The 15,735-nt window shown below is 75.2% G+C and carries 16 protein-coding genes; 5 read left to right on the top strand and 11 right to left on the bottom strand.

Annotated elements, in window-relative coordinates:
- Positions 1-6 precede the first annotated feature (6 nt).
- The 5 genes from trxA to JOF54_RS14700 all read right to left on the bottom strand — a co-directional run bounded on the left by trxA (position 7) and on the right by JOF54_RS14700 (position 4,837).
- On the bottom strand, positions 7-405 hold the full coding sequence (trxA, locus tag JOF54_RS14720; protein ID WP_210057181.1) for a thioredoxin: 399 nt from the start codon (positions 403-405) through the stop codon (positions 7-9).
- 93 nt (positions 406-498) lie between these two features.
- The gene (locus JOF54_RS14715; RefSeq protein WP_210057179.1) at positions 499-2,217 is read right to left on the bottom strand and encodes a cation:proton antiporter; all 1,719 of its coding nucleotides are present in this window, start codon (positions 2,215-2,217) and stop codon (positions 499-501) included.
- Between the two features lie 42 nt (positions 2,218-2,259).
- Complete coding sequence (locus JOF54_RS14710) at positions 2,260-3,048, bottom strand: class I SAM-dependent methyltransferase (protein ID WP_210057177.1); 789 nt, start codon at positions 3,046-3,048, stop codon at positions 2,260-2,262.
- On the bottom strand, positions 3,045-4,103 hold the full coding sequence (locus JOF54_RS14705) for a hypothetical protein (RefSeq protein WP_372443524.1): 1,059 nt from the start codon (positions 4,101-4,103) through the stop codon (positions 3,045-3,047). Before JOF54_RS14705 ends, JOF54_RS14710 begins: the two co-directional genes overlap by 4 nt.
- A 38-nt stretch (positions 4,104-4,141) precedes the next feature.
- Positions 4,142-4,837, bottom strand: coding sequence for an iron-dependent transcriptional repressor DtxR (locus JOF54_RS14700; RefSeq protein WP_210057172.1), 696 nt, complete (start codon positions 4,835-4,837; stop codon positions 4,142-4,144).
- 76 nt (positions 4,838-4,913) lie between these two features.
- Here JOF54_RS14700 and JOF54_RS14695 point away from each other — a divergent pair, with 76 nt between their 5' ends.
- Positions 4,914-6,317 (top strand): cryptochrome/photolyase family protein, encoded by a 1,404-nt coding sequence (locus JOF54_RS14695; RefSeq protein ID WP_210057170.1) that lies wholly within the window; start codon positions 4,914-4,916, stop codon positions 6,315-6,317.
- 134 nt (positions 6,318-6,451) lie between these two features.
- On the top strand, positions 6,452-6,979 hold the full coding sequence (locus JOF54_RS14690; RefSeq protein WP_210057168.1) for a hypothetical protein: 528 nt from the start codon (positions 6,452-6,454) through the stop codon (positions 6,977-6,979).
- Positions 6,980-7,029: 50 nt separating this feature from the next.
- On the opposite strand, the gene JOF54_RS14685 is transcribed toward JOF54_RS14690, so the two are convergent.
- The 4 genes from JOF54_RS14685 to JOF54_RS14670 are packed head-to-tail and all read right to left on the bottom strand — an operon-like array spanning position 7,030 to position 10,869.
- A complete protein-coding gene (locus tag JOF54_RS14685; protein ID WP_210057165.1) occupies positions 7,030-7,872 on the bottom strand; it encodes a class II fructose-bisphosphate aldolase in 843 nt (280 codons plus the stop codon).
- Positions 7,872-9,035: an N-acetylglucosamine-6-phosphate deacetylase gene (locus tag JOF54_RS14680; protein ID WP_210057163.1), complete on the bottom strand. Its 1,164-nt coding sequence runs from the start codon at positions 9,033-9,035 to the stop codon at positions 7,872-7,874. The genes JOF54_RS14685 and JOF54_RS14680 overlap by 1 nt, the downstream gene beginning before the upstream one ends.
- Positions 9,032-9,979, bottom strand: a complete 948-nt coding sequence (locus JOF54_RS14675; protein WP_210057154.1) for an ROK family protein — start codon at positions 9,977-9,979, stop codon at positions 9,032-9,034. The genes JOF54_RS14680 and JOF54_RS14675 overlap by 4 nt, the downstream gene beginning before the upstream one ends.
- Positions 9,980-9,987: 8 nt before the next feature.
- Entirely contained in the window at positions 9,988-10,869 is an 882-nt protein-coding gene (locus tag JOF54_RS14670) for an SIS domain-containing protein (RefSeq protein WP_307804199.1), read from the bottom strand.
- 117 nt (positions 10,870-10,986) lie between these two features.
- Here JOF54_RS14670 and JOF54_RS14665 point away from each other — a divergent pair, with 117 nt between their 5' ends.
- Positions 10,987-11,757 carry a DeoR/GlpR family DNA-binding transcription regulator gene (locus JOF54_RS14665; protein ID WP_307804198.1) on the top strand — a complete coding sequence of 257 codons (771 nt, stop codon included), beginning with the start codon at positions 10,987-10,989 and terminating at the stop codon, positions 11,755-11,757.
- A gap of 316 nt (positions 11,758-12,073) precedes the next feature.
- Positions 12,074-12,709 (top strand): acVLRF1 family peptidyl-tRNA hydrolase, encoded by a 636-nt coding sequence (locus tag JOF54_RS14660; RefSeq protein WP_210057148.1) that lies wholly within the window; start codon positions 12,074-12,076, stop codon positions 12,707-12,709.
- Positions 12,710-12,778: 69 nt separating this feature from the next.
- On the opposite strand, the gene pdxH is transcribed toward JOF54_RS14660, so the two are convergent.
- Entirely contained in the window at positions 12,779-13,426 is a 648-nt protein-coding gene (pdxH, locus tag JOF54_RS14655) for a pyridoxamine 5'-phosphate oxidase (protein ID WP_210057146.1), read from the bottom strand.
- Positions 13,427-13,495: 69 nt separating this feature from the next.
- Here pdxH and serC point away from each other — a divergent pair, with 69 nt between their 5' ends.
- Entirely contained in the window at positions 13,496-14,614 is a 1,119-nt protein-coding gene (serC, locus tag JOF54_RS14650) for a phosphoserine transaminase (protein ID WP_210057144.1), read from the top strand.
- Between the two features lie 3 nt (positions 14,615-14,617).
- Here serC and JOF54_RS14645 read toward each other — a convergent pair whose 3' ends face one another.
- Positions 14,618-15,640, bottom strand: coding sequence for an SdiA-regulated/phytase-like domain-containing protein (locus tag JOF54_RS14645; protein ID WP_210057142.1), 1,023 nt, complete (start codon positions 15,638-15,640; stop codon positions 14,618-14,620).
- Positions 15,641-15,735: the final 95 nt, after the last annotated feature.

The following is a 15,735-nucleotide window of genomic DNA, read 5'->3' as shown; positions in this document are numbered from 1 at the left end:
CGGCGGTCAGTGCTGGTGGTCGGCGTGGTCGTGGTCGCCGTGCTCGGCCTGGAGCTTCGCGACCTGCGCGTGCACTTCCTCCATGTCGAGCTTCTTCACCGCGTCGATGACCTGCTCCAGCGCGGGGCCGGGGAGCGCACCGGCCTGGTTGAAGACCATGACGCCCTCGCGGAACGCCATCAGCGTGGGGATGGCCTGGATCCCGAAGTCGTTCATCAGGGAGGGGTGCGCGTCGGTGTCGACCTTGGCGTAGGTCACGTCGCCGTGCTGGTCGGAGGACTTGTCGTAGACGGGCGCGAACCGCTTGCAGGGGCCGCACCAGTCGGCCCAGAAGTCCACCAGGACGATGTCGTTGTCCGTGATGGTCTTCTCGAAGTTCTCCGCGCTGATGTCGATCGTTGCCATGCGTAGCTCCTGTCCTGAAAGTCGTGGCCGCGTACCCGCTGCGGTCACCGGGCACAACCGCCCCGGGGAGACCACTATTCCCCGCCCCGGCGCTCAGCCGTCGACGGGTCGGCCCCGCAGCTCGAGGCTGATCTGGTCGGCGTCGAGCACCGCGAGCGCGGCCTGCAGGGTCTCCGCGCCGAACAGGCCGTCGTCGCGGGCGTCGAGCACCGCCTGCCGCTGGGCCTCCAGCACGGCCAGCCGCTGCCGCACGAAGGCCTGGCGCCGGGCCGGGTCGGCGTCGGGCACCGGCCGCTTCTCCTCCCCCAGCACCGAGGCCGCGGCACCCGACATCAGCTCCAGCACCCGGGTCCGCTCCTCGCGCTCGGCGGCGTCGTCGACCGGCCCGCTCGGGGTCACCCGGCGCACCAGCCGGCCCAGCGTCCCGCCCTGCAGCAGCAGCGAGCCGACCGCGACGAGGAAGGCGACCAGCACCAGCAGGGAGCGGGCCGGGGTCTCCGGGGGCAGGGTCTGGGCCGCCGCCACCGTCACCGCCCCGCGCATCCCCGCCCAGACGACGACGCTGCCCTCGCGCCAGCCCAGCGGCGCGGCCAGCAGGTAGTCGATGTCGGCGGCCGAGCGGGTGATCCGGGTCTGGAAGCGCTGCAGGCGGCTGGCCGAGAGGGGCAGGTCGCCCCGGCGTCGCCGCTCCCCCGTCCCCGACCGCCGGCCGCGCCGTCGCGGCCGACCGGTCGCCGGCTCGTCGAGCGCGGCCCCGGCGACGCGGGCGTCGAGGCGCTCCTGCAGGTCGGCCAGCCGGGGCTTGAGCCCCTCGGCCCGCCGCGACCGGGTGTGCAGCGACCACAGCAGCGGCGCCACGTAGCCGGCCCGGACCAGCACTGTGATGGCCAGCGCGGCGGCGGCCAGCAGCACCGCCGTCCCGACGCCGGCCTCGGAGGCGACGACGTCGCCCACCAGGGCCGTCAGCTCCAGGCCGAGGACGAGGAAGACCGCACCCTCCAGCACCAGCTCGACCGTGCGCCAGTTCTCGGCGTCGGAGAGCCGGTGCCGGGGCGTCAGCCGTCGAGGCGCCCCGTGCCCGGTGACCAGCCCGGCCACCACCGCCGCGACGAGCCCGGAGCCGCCCAGGGCCTCGGCGGGGACCGCCGCCAGGAAGGGCACGGTGAAGGACAGCACGGTGTTGACGGTCGGGTCGGCCACTCGCTCGCGGACGCGGAGGTTGACCTTGCCGACGACGAACCCGAGCACGACCGCGACCGCCACGGCCTGCGCGAAGTCGCCGAGCGCCCCACCGAGCGTCACCGACGCCGACGCCCCGGCCACCGCGGTCCGCAGCAGCACCAGCGCGGTCGCGTCGTTGAGCAGGCTCTCGCCCTCGAGGATCGAGACCACCCGGCCCGAGACGCCGACCTGCTTGACGATCGAGGTCGCCACCGCGTCGGTCGGGCTGATCACCGCGCCGATCGCGATCCCCCACCACAGGCTCAGCCCGGGCACCACCCAGGACAGGAACGCCCCCAGCACCACCGAGGTCACCACGACGAGCAGCACCGACAGCCCGCCGATGGCGGGGAACTCGCGGCGGAAGTCCATGGCCGGCATCGACACCGCCGCCGAGTAGAGCAGCGGCGGCAGGACGCCGGCGAGGATCCACTCGGGGTCGACCTCGAGCTCGGGCACGAACGGCAGCAGGCTGACCGCGATGCCGGCCACCACGAGCAGCAGCGGCGCGGCCACCCCCAGCCGCGACGACAGGGCGGTGGCGCCGGCCACGGCCAGCAGGCCGAGCACGGCGAGGGCGAGCAGGTCCACGGGGCCACCTCCAGGGGGCGGCGGGCCGGGCCCGCCGACGGCTTACTTGATGGCCACCACGCGGCGCATCGGGATGGCGATCTCGACGCTCTCGGACCGCTCCAGCCGGTCCTCGAGGTACTCCACCGCCGCCACCACGCGGGAGCGGCGGGTGCTCGGCAGGTACAGCGCCGACATCACCAGCTCGGCGTCCTCACGGCTGCGGACCGAGAAGCGGTAGCGCTCGCGCTTGTCCTCCACCCGGGTGAGGCCGACGGCGTCGAGGGTCTTGTGGAAGCCGGCCAGCTCGACCGGTCCGGGGAAGCGGGGCTTGGCCCGCAGCCGTCGGCTGATCTGGCCCAGCGTCAGCAGGTCGGGCGGGCCCAGCGGCCGGACGGCGGGCGCGATGGCGGCCAGCACGCCGCCGGGGCGCAGCACCCGGGTGATCTCGGTGAGCAGCTCCTCCAGCGGGCGGACCACGACGAGGCCCATCGAGCTGGTGACGACGTCGACGGAGCCGTCGCGGAACGGCAGCCGGAGCGCGTCGCCGCGGACCCACGGCCCGGGGCCGCGCTCGGCGGCCAGCGCCAGCTCCTCGGCCGACAGGTCGACCCCGACGACGGTGCGGCCCGGCTGGGCGAGCACCCGCGACATCGGGCCGGAGCCGGCGGCGAGGTCGACGATCACCCGCGCGTCGGCGGACACCGCTCGGCCCAGCCAGCGGTAGGGCGAGTGGTCGCCGGCGGTCGCCCGGGACAGCACGGCCTCGGCCACCCCGGCCCGCGTCCGGTGGAACTCCGACAGGAAGCCCTTCCAGTCCAGCGGCTCCTCGCCGCCGTCGCGCCCGCTCACCCGACCACCTCCACGTCCGTCGCCTCCAGCGCCCGCGCCACGTCGTCGCCGATGTCGCGGAGCAGCCGGCCCGGACCCAAGGGTCGCCCCGCGACGGCCGAGACGAGCGCCGCCATGCCGGGCAGCGCCTCGTGCACCGCGGTGGCGGGCGGCGGGGTGGTCAGCAACGGGTTGCTGCCGTCGTTCCACGGCGTCGCCAGCTTCTCCCAGGTCCGCAGCCAGGCCTCGGAGATCTCCGCCGTCGACGGCACCCCGAAGAAGTGCCCGACGGGCGCGTGGTGGCGCAGCGCGACCACCGGGGACTCGACGTACAGCTTGGCCAGCCGGACCCGGGCGTCGAGGTCGCGGCGCTCCGGCAGCGGGCGCTCGGTGACGAAGGCGCAGGGGTTCGGGCACCAGTCGCCGACGTCGGGCCGCTCCCCCGGGCCGACCGTCGCGCCGTTCACGGCGCAGACGGCGAGCGCGTCGCCCTGGCGGGAGTGGAAGCGGTCCAGGTAGGCGGTGTAGCCCTCGACGTCGCCGCGGCAGGCGTTCAGCGCCCGCTTGGCCGTGCTGCGCAGCGCCGAGGAGTGCGGGCAGGCCGGGTCCTCGGTGCCCCAGCGGCTGCCGCCGACGACGTCGGCCAGCAGCAGCGGGTCGCCCGCGTGCCCCAGCGTCGACTCCCACGCCAGCTGCGGCAGGTACTCCCCGATGAGGTGTGCGGTGACCACCACCTGCAGCGGCTCGCGGCGGATGGCCCGCAGGTCCAGCACCTCGAGCATCAGCTCGTAGATCGGCACCAGGGACCCGAGCGCGCCGCGCTCGAGGGCACGGGGCTCAGCCGGGAACCCGGAGGCGGCCAGCCGGGGCGCCCACGGGGTGTCGAAGCCGGCGGCGATCTCGCCGAAGTCCTCGCCGTCCAGGTCCAGCACCCGGCGCGCGGCCATGGCGAGGTTCCGGGCGCGCGTCAGGTCGCGCATCTCCCCCAGCCCGAACGAGGGGTCCGGCCGGGTGAGCGCGGTGTCGAGCAGGCCGGCGACGGCGTCGTACCAGTGCCCGTCGAGCAGCGCGCTCATCGCCGGCGCCCCGACGGCTGACTCAGCCACGCCTCGCGTCAGACGCGGGACACGAACAGGTGGGTGGAGGCCTCGCGGTCGATCTCGCAGTCGGGCCAGCCGGCCGCCGACAGCCGGACGCCCAGGCCGCCGGCCTCGACGCTGACCTCCGCGCCGGGCTGGATGCCGGCCAGGCGCAGGGTCCCCATCATCTCGACGTCCTTCTGGATCTCCTCGCTCATCCGCTCGATGACCACCCGGGTGGGGGCGGTCTGGCGGCGGACGACGTCCTGCAGCTGCTCGTTGCCGTCCCGGAAGACGCCGGGGGCGTCGGTGACGCCCAGCTCGTCCATGCCGGGGATCGGGTTGCCGTAGGGCGACTGGGTCGGCGAGCCCAGCAGGTCGACGAGCTTGCGCTCGACGTCCTCGGAGATCACGTGCTCCCAGCGGCAGGCCTCGTCGTGGACCTTCTCCCAGTCCAGCCCGATGACGTCGATGAGCAGCCGCTCGGCCAGCCGGTGCTTGCGCATGACGCGGATGGCGCGGCTGCGGCCCTCGTCGGTCAGCTCGAGGTGGCGGTCGCCCTCGACGCGGAGCAGCTGGTCGCGCTCCATCCGGGCGACGGTCTGGGAGACCGTCGGACCACTCTGGTGCAGCCGCTCCGCGATCCGGGCGCGGAGGGGGACGATGCCCTCCTCCTCGAGCTCGTAGATCGTGCGGAGGTACATCTCGGTGGTATCGATCAGGTCACTCACGGTGTCATTCTCTCCGATTTCCGTCGTGGCCCGGTCCAGCCGTCGGCACGCCCGGTGCGCGGGGCAAGATTAGCCGGTGCACGCTCCCCGCCCGGCCGCGATCTGGTGGGCCCGCCGCGACCTCCGGCTCGCCGACAACCCCGCCCTGCTCGCCGCGGCCGAGGAGGGTGCGGCGGTCCTCCCGCTGTTCGTCCTCGACCCCGTCCTGCTCCGCTCCGCCGGGCACGGCCGGCGGGCCTGGCTGATGGCCGCGCTGCACGCGCTGGACGCCGACCTGCGCGCCGGCGGCGGGCCGGGGCTGTCCGTCGTGGAGGGCCGTCCGGCCGAGGTGCTGCCGCGGGTCGCGGCGCAGGCCGGGGCCACGACCGTGCACGTCAGCGCCGACTTCGCCCCCTACGGTCGGCGTCGCGACGCCGCCGTCGCCCGCGCCCTGGAGGAGGCGGGCCTGGCGCTGCGGCCCACCGGTTCGCCCTACGGCGTCGCGCCCGGCACGCTGCGCACCCAGGCCGGCCAGCCCTTCCAGGTGTTCAGCCCGTTCCACCGGGCCTGGCTGGCCCGCGGCGTGCACGGACCGGCCCCCGACCTCGACCCGGCCCAGGTCAGCTGGCTGGAGGCCGCGGACCGGGTGACGCCCGAGGCGCCGGACCCGGCGCTGGTGGCCGTCGCCGGCGAGCAGCACGCCCGCGCGGCCTGGCGGTCCTGGCTGGCGCGCGACGAGCAGGGCCCGGCCGACTACAAGGCGCTGCACAACGTGCCCGGGGCCGACGCCACGACGCACCTCTCGCCGCCGCTGCGCTGGGGCCACCTGCACCCGCGGACGGTGCTGGCCGACCTGGCCGGCCGCCCGTCGGAGGGGGCGGCCGCGCTCGCCCGCCAGGTGGTGTGGCGCGACTTCTACGCCGACGTCCTGCTGCACCGCCCCGACGCCGTCACCGCGCCGATCAAGCGCGACTTCGTCAACCTCCAGGTGGACGAGCCGGTGCCGGGCTCGCTGGCCGCCGCCCGGCTGGACGCCTGGGAGCAGGGCCGGACCGGCTACCCGCTGGTCGACGCGGGGATGCGGCAGATGCTCGCCGAGGGCTGGATGCACAACCGGCTGCGCCTGGTCACCGGCTCGTTCCTGGTCAAGGACCTGCACCTGCCCTGGTGGCACGGCGCCGACGTCTACATGCGCCACCTGCGCGACGGCGACGTCGCCCAGAACCAGCTGAACTGGCAGTGGGTGGCCGGCTGCGGCAACGACCCGGCGATGTACGTCCGGATCTTCAACCCCGTCACCCAGTCGGAGAAGTTCGACCCCGACGGCACCTACATCCGGCGCTACGTGCCCGAGCTGGCCGACGTCCCGCTGGTGCACCTGCACACGCCGTGGACCAACCCCGACGGCCTGCCGCGGGGGTACCCGCACCCGATCGTCGACCACGCCACCGAGCGGCGGGAGTCGCTGGACCGCTACGCCGCCTTCACCGGCCGCGGCTGACCCGCACCCGGGCGGCCTCCGCCCCCTCCCGGCGGGCGCGGGGCGGATCTACAGTGGGCGCACGGTCGAGGAGGTCCGCACCCCCGTGACCGGGCCGGCCCGCGCCGGCACCCGCTCGAGGAGGAGGGGTCGGCATGGAGCCCAGCGCGTCCGAGCTGTTCTCCTGGTTGGTCGTCGTCGTCGCGCTGGTGGGCCTCCCGCTGCTGCTGACCGACCGCGAGCGGGCCGCCCGACGGCTGGGTCCCCGGGTGCTCGCCGGGCTGGAGCGGCTGGTCGAGCACCTGCACCCCGAGGACGAGCCCGACCCGCTGGTCGAGGCGTTGCGGGCCCAGCTGCGCCGGGAGAAGCTGGTCGCCGACGTGCAGCGGCTGCGGCGGCTGGTCGCCCACGACACGGCCATGTCGGCCACCCGGCAGCTGGGCAACCGGATCGCCTACGCCTCGCTGGTCGCCGAGCTGGAGGCCCTCCGCGACGCCCCGTCGCCGTTCGCCGCCGTCGCCGTCGGACTGCCGGTCGCCGCCTCGGCCGTGACCGGCTCCCGCTGGACCGACGAGCTGGTGCTCAGCACGCCGTCGCGCGCCCGGACCTGGGGCGACGACGGCCAGCGGCCGCCGGTGGTCGAGGTGCTCGAGCTGGGACCGCGGCGGCGCACCGCGCACTGATCATGCGCGCGCGATCACGGGCGCGGTCGCGCTGATCACGGGGACGGGGCTCAGGACCCCGTGCCGTCGAGCATGATCAGCAAGCGTGCCGTCTCGGCCGCCATGGCGGCCCGCGCCGGTCCCAGATACTTGCGGCTGTCCACCAGGGCAGGGTTCTCGTCCAGCACCGCGCGGACCGCCCCGGTGAACACCTTGTTCAGGTGGGTGGCGATGTTGATCTTGGTCATCCCCGCCCGGACGGCGCGGACGATCTCGTCGTCGGGCACACCGGAGGAGCCGTGCAGCACCAGCGGCACCGGCACGGCGGCCCGCAGCTCGGCGACCAGCGCGAGGTCGAGGGCGGCGCTGCGCTCGGTCATCGCGTGCGACGAGCCGACGGCCACGGCCAGCGCGTCGACGCCGGTCGCGGCGACGAAGGCCGCGGCCTCGTCCGGCCGGGTGCGGACGCCGGGGGCGTGGACGCCGTCCTTGCCGCCGACCTCGCCCAGTTCGGCCTCGACGTCGACGCCGCGGGCGTGGCAGTGCGCGACGACCTCGGCGGTCACCCGGACGTTGTCCTCGTAGCTCAGCTCGGAGCCGTCGAACATCACCGAGCCGACGCCCAGCGCGACGGCCTCGTGCACCAGGTCGACGTCGGTGGCGTGGTCGAGGTGGACGACGGCCCGGGCGGCGCTCGCCCGGGCCAGCGCCAGCGTCGCCACGGCGATCGGCGCCAGGCTGCCGTGGTAGCGGACGGCGTTCTGGGAGAGCTGGAGCACGACGGGCGTGCCGGCCTCCGCCGCCCCCGCGACCAGCGCCTCGGCGTGCTCGAGGCTGAAGACGTTGAAGGCCCCGACGCCCCGGCCGGCGGCAGCCGCTGGCGTCAGCAGCGCGGTCAGGCTCGTGGTGGCCATCAGACCCACACCCCGTCCTGCAGGACGCGCTGCAGGCGGCCGGCGTCGTCGACGACGCAGAGGTCCGCGGCCCCGCCCACCTCGATGGTCCCGCGGCCCTCCAGCCCGTGCCGGCGGGCCGGCGTGCTGGCGGCCAGGTGCGCGGCGCCGGGGATGCTCAAGCCCAGCGAGACCAGGAAGGCGAAGCCGGCGGCCATCGTCAGCGTGGAGCCGGCGATGGAGCCCGGGCTGCCGTCGGCCTCGACCAGCCGGGCCTCGCCGTGCCGGACGACGACGTCGAGCCCGCCGAGGGTGTAGCCGCCGTCGGGCATGCCGGTGGCGACCATGGCGTCGGTGATGAGCGCGACCCGGTCCAGGCCGGCGGCGTCGACGGCCATCGCGACGACGTCGCGGTGCAGGTGGAAGCCGTCGCCGATCAGCTCGACCACGACGCGCTCGTCGGCCAGCAGCACCGGGACCGGTCCGGGCTCGCGGTGGTGGATCGGCCGCATGGCGTTGAAGAGGTGGGTGGCCACCGTGGCGCCGGCGTCGAGGGCGCGGCGGGCGTCGGTCTCGTCGCCGTCGGTGTGCCCGACCGCGACGGCGACCCCGCCCGCGACGAACCGGGCGATCGCGGCGAGGGCGCCGGGCAGCTCGGGGGCGATGGTGACCATGCCCAGCGTGCCGTCGCCGGCCTCCAGCAGCCGGTCGACGGCCTCGGGCGTCGGCGGCACGAGCAACGACTCGGTGTGCGCGCCCTTCTTGGCCGGGGAGAGGAACGGCCCCTCCAGGTGCAGCCCGGCGAGCTCGCCGGTGCGGACCAGGGGCGCGAGCGTGCCGATCTGGGCGACGAGGGTGTCGAGGTCGGCGGTGACCAGGCTGGCCAGCGCCGTGGTGGTGCCGTGGGCGCGGTGGAAGGCCCGGGCGGCGCGCGCCTCGTCGACGTCGAGGGTGGCGTAGTCGTGCCCGCCGCCGCCGTGGCCGTGGGTGTCGACGAAGCCGGGGACGGTCCAGCCGGCCACCCGCTCGACGTCGGCCGGCGGGGCGGCCACGGGCTGCAGGTCGGCGACCCGGCCGTCGGCGAGCGTGAGCAGGACGCCGCGGCGCTCGCCCACCGGGGTCACCAGCCGCTCGCACCAGAGGCGGGTGGGGGCCGGGCGGGCGGTCGGTTGCTCGGTCGTCACGGTCCCTCATCCTCACCGATGAGGTCCCAGGCCACCAGTCCGGCCCCGATCACCCCGGCGTCGGCGCCCAGCCGGGCCGGGACCAGGCTCGGGCGGCGCTGGAAGGACATCCGGGCGTCCAGTCCCGCGGCGATCGGCGGTCCCAGCAGGTCGAAGGCGCCGGCCAGGCCGCCGCCGACGACGACGGTCTCGGGACCCAGCAGCGTGGCGTAGGTGGTGAGCGCCTCGACCAGGGCCTGCACGGCGAGCGCGAAGGCCTCGACGGCGGCGGGCTCCCCGGCCCGGGCGCGGTCGGCCACCTCGCGGGCCTCGACGGCCGGCCCGCCGCTCAGCCGGGCGTGGGTGCGGGCGACGCCGGAGGCCGAGGCCACCGTCTCCAGGCAGCCCTGCTGGCCGCACAGGCAGGCGGCGTCCCCGGCGGCCGGGACGGCGATGTGGCCGATCTCGCCGGCGTAGCCGTCGGCGTCGACCATCCGGCCGTCGACGACCATCGCGCCGGCGATGCCGGTGCCCAGCGGCAGGAACAGCAGGTTCCGCGCCCCGACGGCGGCGCCCACCCGCCACTCGGCCAGGCCGCCGGAGCGGACGTCGTGGGCGACGGTGCCGGTCCGGCCGGTGAGGTCGCTGAGCCGGTGCCGCAGCGGCACGTCGTACCAGCCGACGTTGGGCGCGGCGCGGACCACGCCGCGCGGGACGTCGATGATGCCGGGCACGACGACGCCGTAGCCGACGCAGACCGCGCCGGGGCGGGCCTCGACGGCGTCGTCGACCACCGAGGCCAGCCAGCTCACCGAGGCCTGGCCGTCGACCATCCGGGTGGGCAGCCGGACGACGCCGCTGACGGTGCCGTCGGCGCCGGCGTAGGCGACCTTGGTGAGGGTGCCGCCCAGGTCGACGGCGACGACGTAGTCACCGCCCTCCGCGGGCTCCCCGGCGACGGGCACGAGGGGGCTCAGCCGTCGAGGACGACGGACCGGGTCAGGTGCTGCGGGGTGTCGGGGTTGACGCCCAGCAGCCGGGCCCGCGCGACGGCGACACGCTGGACGGTGACCAGCTCGACCATCGGGTCGCGGTCGGAGGCGATGAACCGCGCACCGGTGGCCTGCACCTGCTCGGCGAGACCGGCGGGCGGCTCCCCGAACATCCAGACCAGCCGGCCGGGGCGGGCGATGGAGATCGGGCCGTGCCGGTAGTCCATCGCCGGGTACGACTCGGTCCACGACGAGGAGGTCTCGCGGTACTTGAGGGCGGCCTCGTGGGCCAGCCCGACGGTCCAGCCGCGGCCCAGGAAGCTCACCTGCTCGGCCTCGGCCAGGCCCTCGGGCAGCGGCTCGTCGACGGCCTGCTGCGCGGCGGCGGCGAGCGGCTCGACGTCGGTGCCGAAGGCCGCGCGGAAGAGCGCGAGCGTCGAGGTGGCGAAGCGGGTCTGCACGACCGACTGCTCGTCGGCGAAGGAGAGGTCGACGACCTGGTCGGCCAGCCGGGCGGCGGGGGTGCTCTGGTCGCCCAGCACGACGGTGGTGGGGACGAGCCCGCGCAGCGTCTCCAGCAGCTCGACGACCTCGGTCGTGGTGCCGGAGCGGGTGATGGCGACGACGCGGTCGTAGGGCCGGTCGGGGACCTCGCTGGCGCTGAAGGCGTCGGACTCCCCGAACCCGGCGGTCTCGCGCCAGGAGGCGATGACCTGCGCCATGAACCAGGAGGTGCCGCAGCCGACGAAGCCGACCCGCTCCCCCGGGGCCCGGAGCGCCTCGGCGAGGCCGGGCGCGAGGCCCGCGGCCTGGCGCCAGCAGGCGGGCTGGGAGGCGATCTCGTCGTCGACGAAGAAGGTCACGGCTCTCACTCCTGTTGTCCAGATAATGCTTGTTTTGCTACCCAAACGAACAGAAGTGAACATAGCATGAGGCGCGGCGGCTCGTCGGCCGCCCGAGCAGCGGAGGGGGTGGGCGCGGTGACCCGAGCCGAGCGCCTGTCGGCCCTGCTGGAGCTGCTGGTGACCGAGGGCAAGATCGACGTGGAGGCCTCGGCCGACCACTTCGCCGTCTCGGCCGCCACCATCCGCCGCGACCTCGACTACCTCGCCGACCAGCAGCTGCTGAGCCGCACCCACGGCGGTGCGGTGCCCAACACGACCTCCTACGACCTGCCGCTGCGCTACAAGACGATCAACCACGGCGAGGCGAAGGCGCGGATCGCGCAGTGCGCCGTCGAGATGCTGTGGCCGGGGTGCACCGTCTCCCTCAACGGGGGGACGACGACGGTCGAGGTCGCCCGGGCCATCCCCGGCCAGGAGTCCCTGCAGACGGGGATCACCGTGGTCACCAACGCGATCAACATCGCCACCGAGCTGATCGTGCGCCCGTTCATCAAGATCATGGTCTGCGGCGGCGTCGCGCGGCCGCAGAGCTACGAGCTGGTGGGGGCGATGGCCACCGAGACGCTCAGCCAGCTGACGCCGGACATCTGCTTCCTCGGGGCCACCGGCCTGGACCCGGTGGCCGGCATCACCACCTACGACGAGGCCGAGGCGGCGATCAACCGGGTGATGGCCCAGCAGGCCAAGCGGACCGTCGTCGTCATCGACTCCTCCAAGCTGGGCTTCGTCGGGTTCTCGCGGATCTGCCACGTCCACGAGGTGTCCGCGGTGATCACCGACAGCGCCGCCGACCCGGCCGTGGTGGCCACGCTGCGGGGCCGCGGCGTCGAGGTCCTGCTGGCCTGAGGAGAGCCGTGAGATGTGACGTGATTAACCGTTGCGTCCGCCCGGAGAGCGACCTAATCTTCCGTGTACACGGGAAGGAGGTGGTCCAAAGAATGAATGACTTTGGGACATGTGAGGTGTCGGCCAGCTAGCCGCACGCGCTGACTGTGTGTTCTGGTCCCCTGCGGCCGGCTAATCCACAGCCAACACCCGAACCCGCGAGCGCCGGAGTTGTTCACCGGCCGACGACGTCGAGATCACTCGACGCGCCGAAGGGCTCGCGGGTTCGTCCACGTCCGGGGCCGTTTCCTGCCCCACCGAGCCACCAGGAGCACCCGTGGACACCGACCGCGTCGTCCGGGTGCCCCCCGAGCGCCTCCGCCGCTGGCTGGACGGCTTCGCCGAGCGGCACGGCGACGTCGAGGCCACGCTGCGCAGCGACGCCGTCGCCCTGGTCGCCGACGACGGAGCCGAGGCCGTCGTCACCGTCCCGTTCCTGCCCTGGCAGCCCGTCGGCGAGCCGCTCGACGCCCTGCTGGCCCACGTCGGCCGGACCCGCGACGTCGGCGTCGTCCTGGTCCGCAAGGGCGGTTACGCCGTCGGCCGCTTCACCGGCGACCGGCTGGTCGCCTCAAAGGTCGACTCCACCTACGTCCAGGGCCGGACCAAGGCCGGCGGCTGGTCCCAGCAGCGCTACGCCCGCCGGCGCGACAACCAGTCGGCCAAGGCCTACGCCGAGACCGCCGACGTCGCCGCCCGGCTGCTGGCCCCGCACGCCGCCGCCCTCGACGCCGTCGTCGGCGGGGGTGACCCGCCCGCCGTCGCCGCGGTGCTCGCCGACGCCCGGCTCGCCGCGCTGCGCCCGCTGCTGCAGCGGCGCGTGCTGCCCGTCCCCGACCCGCGGCTCCGCGTCCTCGAGGCCTTCCCGGCCCAGTTCCGCGCGGTCGAGATCGCCCTCAACGCGCTGGCCTGAGCCGAGTTGTCAGAACTGGTGGCGGCCCTGGCCGCCACAGGTTCTGACAACTCGGCCCTGCGCGGGGCGTCAGGGGGCCAGCCGGACCAGGTCCCAGCCGTCGCCGGTGCGGCGGTAGGCGAGCCGGTCGTGCATGCGGCTGGGCTGGCCCTGCCAGAACTCGACGACGTCGGGCACCACCCGGTAGCCGCCCCAGTGCTCGGGGCAGGGGACGTCACCGCCGGCGAAGCGCTCCTCGGCTGCGGCGTAGGCGGCGTTGAGCTCGTCGCGGGAGGCGACCACGCTGGACTGCGGCGAGGCCCACGCCCCCAGCTGGGAGCCGCGCGGGCGGGTGGCGAAGTAGGCCTCGGACTCCGCCCGGGGCACCCGGGTGGCGGTGCCCTCGACGCGGACCTGGCGCTGCAGCGGGTACCAGCCGAAGTGCAGCGCGACCGCCGGCTGCGCGGCCAGCTCGCCGCCCTTGCGGGAGGTGTAGTTGGTGAAGAAGGCGAAGCCGTCGGCGTCCAGCTCCTTGAGCAGCACCGTCCGCGCGCTCGGCCGGCCGGCGTCGGCGGTGGCGACGACCATCGCCGTCGGCTCCGGCAGCAGGCCGTCCTCCTTGGCCCGGAAGGCGGCCTCCAGCCAGCGCTCGAACAGCGGGAACGGGCTGGACGGCACCTCCGCCTCCAGGAGCTGCTCGCCGGAGTAGTTGATGCGCTCTGCTGCGAGATCGGGCATGCCCGCCAGTCTTCCAGGGCCGGTGACGCCCGCCCCCCGGAGCGGGCCCGCGTGAGAGGATCGGCGACCGTGACCGCCCTCGAGATCCCCGCCGAGCTGCTGCCGTCCGACGGGCGCTTCGGCTGCGGCCCGGCCAAGATCCGCGACGAGGCCGTCACCGCCCTCGCCACCCGCGGGGCGGCGCTGCTGGGCACCTCGCACCGGCAGGCCCCGGTCCGGAAGCTGGTCGGCAGCGTCCGGTCCCGGCTGGCCGCGCTGTTCGGGCTGCCCGAGGGCTACGAGGTGGTGCTGGGCAACGGCGGCTCGACGACGTTCTGGGACGTCGCCGTCTGCTCCCTGGTCGAGCGGCGGAGCGCGCACGCCAGCTTCGGGGAGTTCTCCGCCAAGTTCGCCGCCGCCGCGGCCGCGGCCCCGCACCTGGCCGAGCCGCACGTCGTCACCGCCGCCGCCGGCTCGGTGGCCGTGCCCACCGCCGTCCCGGGCGCCGACGTCTACGCCTGGGCCCACAACGAGACCTCCACGGGGGCGCTGGCCCCGGTCCACCGCGTCGCCGGCGCCGACGAGGGCGCCCTGGTCGTCGTCGACGGCACCTCCGCAGCGGGCGGGGTCGAGGTGGACGTCGCCGCGACCGACGTCTACTACTTCGCCCCGCAGAAGAGCCTGGGCTCCGAGGGCGGGCTGTGGATCGCCCTGCTCTCCCCCGCCGCCGTCGAGCGGACCGAGCGGATCGCGGCCACCGACCGCTGGGTCCCCGAGAGCCTGAGCCTGGCCACCGCGCTGGCCAACTCGCGGCTGGACCAGACGCTCAACACCCCGGCGATCGCCACGCTGTTCCTGCTCGACGAGCAGCTGGGCTGGCTGCTGGACCGCGGCGGGCTCGCCTTCGCCGCCGACCGCACCCGCGACTCCGCGCACCGGCTCTACGGCTGGGCCGACGTCAGCCCCTTCGCGACGCCGTTCGTCACCGAGACCGCGCACCGCTCCCCCGTCGTCGGGACGGTCGACCTCGAGGGCGTCGACGCCCAGGTCGTCGCCGCGACCCTGCGGGCCAACGGCGTCGTCGACACCGAGCCCTACCGCAAGCTCGGCCGCAACCAGCTGCGGATCGGCATGTTCCCCAACGTCGAGCCCGACGACGTCAGCCAGCTCACCCGCTGCGTCGACTGGGTGGTCGAGCAGCTCGCCTGACGGTCAGGGCTTGCGGACCACGCCGACGACGACCCCGGCCACCACGGCGACGACGGCGGCCAGCCCGACGGCCAGCAGGGTGCCGCGGCCCCCGGCCGAGGGGGCCGTGCCCTCGTCAGAGGCCTCGGCGTCGGGGTCCTCGCCGGAGTCGGCGGGCGTCGCGTCGCCGCTGGGGGCGGCCGTGGGCGTCGGGGTGGGGGTCGCCTCGCCCTCGGCGCCCGGCAGCGGGAGCGCGTAGACGGTGCTGCGGCGACCCTCGCTGCCCACGAGCAAGCTCGTGCCGTCCAGGCTGACGGCCAGCGACTCCGCCTGCGGCTGCTTCGGGATCGGTGTGCTGGACACCGGCGCGTAGGTCTGCCCGTCGAGGACCTCGACCGAGCCGTAGGTCAGCAGGGCGATCCGGCCGTCGGGCAGGAACACCCCGTCGGTGACCAGGGCGGGCGCGTCCCCCACCCGGCGCAGCTCGTTGGTGCTGGAGCGTGACGGCGCCTGAGGTGCGACGTAGATGCCGCCCTGCGCGCCCTTGGTGACGACCATCAGCCGCCCGTCGGGGTCGACCAGCAGCGTCTCGGCGTCGTGGGGACCGTCCTCGTAGCGGAAGTCGAAGGAGTTGTAGGTGACGGTGAGCCCGTTGGCGCGCGGGTTGGTGAGGAAGTAGACGCTCACCTGGTCCCGGACCGCCTCGTTGTCGCCGATGTCGGCGACGTAGAGCCGGCTGCCGTCGACGGCCACCGCCTCGACGTCGGTCGGCTGGGCCCGGAAGTTCAGCGTCCCGCGGAGGGTCCCGTCGTCCTCCAGGCCGTAGACGGTGCCGCCGTCGCCCGAGTCGTTGACGGTCCAGTAGAGGTCGTTGGGGACGTCGCGGGCCAGGCCGGAGGACTCGGTGATGCGCCGGTCGTCGATGGTGAAGGCGACGGTGTCCTCGGCCGCGGCGACGGCGGGCAGGCCGCCGGCCAGCAGCAGGGCCAGCAGGGCGGCGCCGAGCCCGCGGCGCGCCGGCCTCGACCGTCCTCGTCCGCGCGCCATGGTGCTCGGAAGCGTACGCGAGCGGGCGACGCGGCACCGAGGCGACACGGCGCACCCCCGTCCCGGGCGCCCGTCGGGGGCCGGAGCGGCTGTGG

It is taken from the genome of Microlunatus capsulatus (genome assembly GCF_017876495.1).
GTDB classification, from domain to species: domain Bacteria; phylum Actinomycetota; class Actinomycetes; order Propionibacteriales; family Propionibacteriaceae; genus Microlunatus; species Microlunatus capsulatus.
Note: the sequence above shows the minus strand (reverse complement) of the source record. Positions and strands in the feature narration are given on the sequence as shown.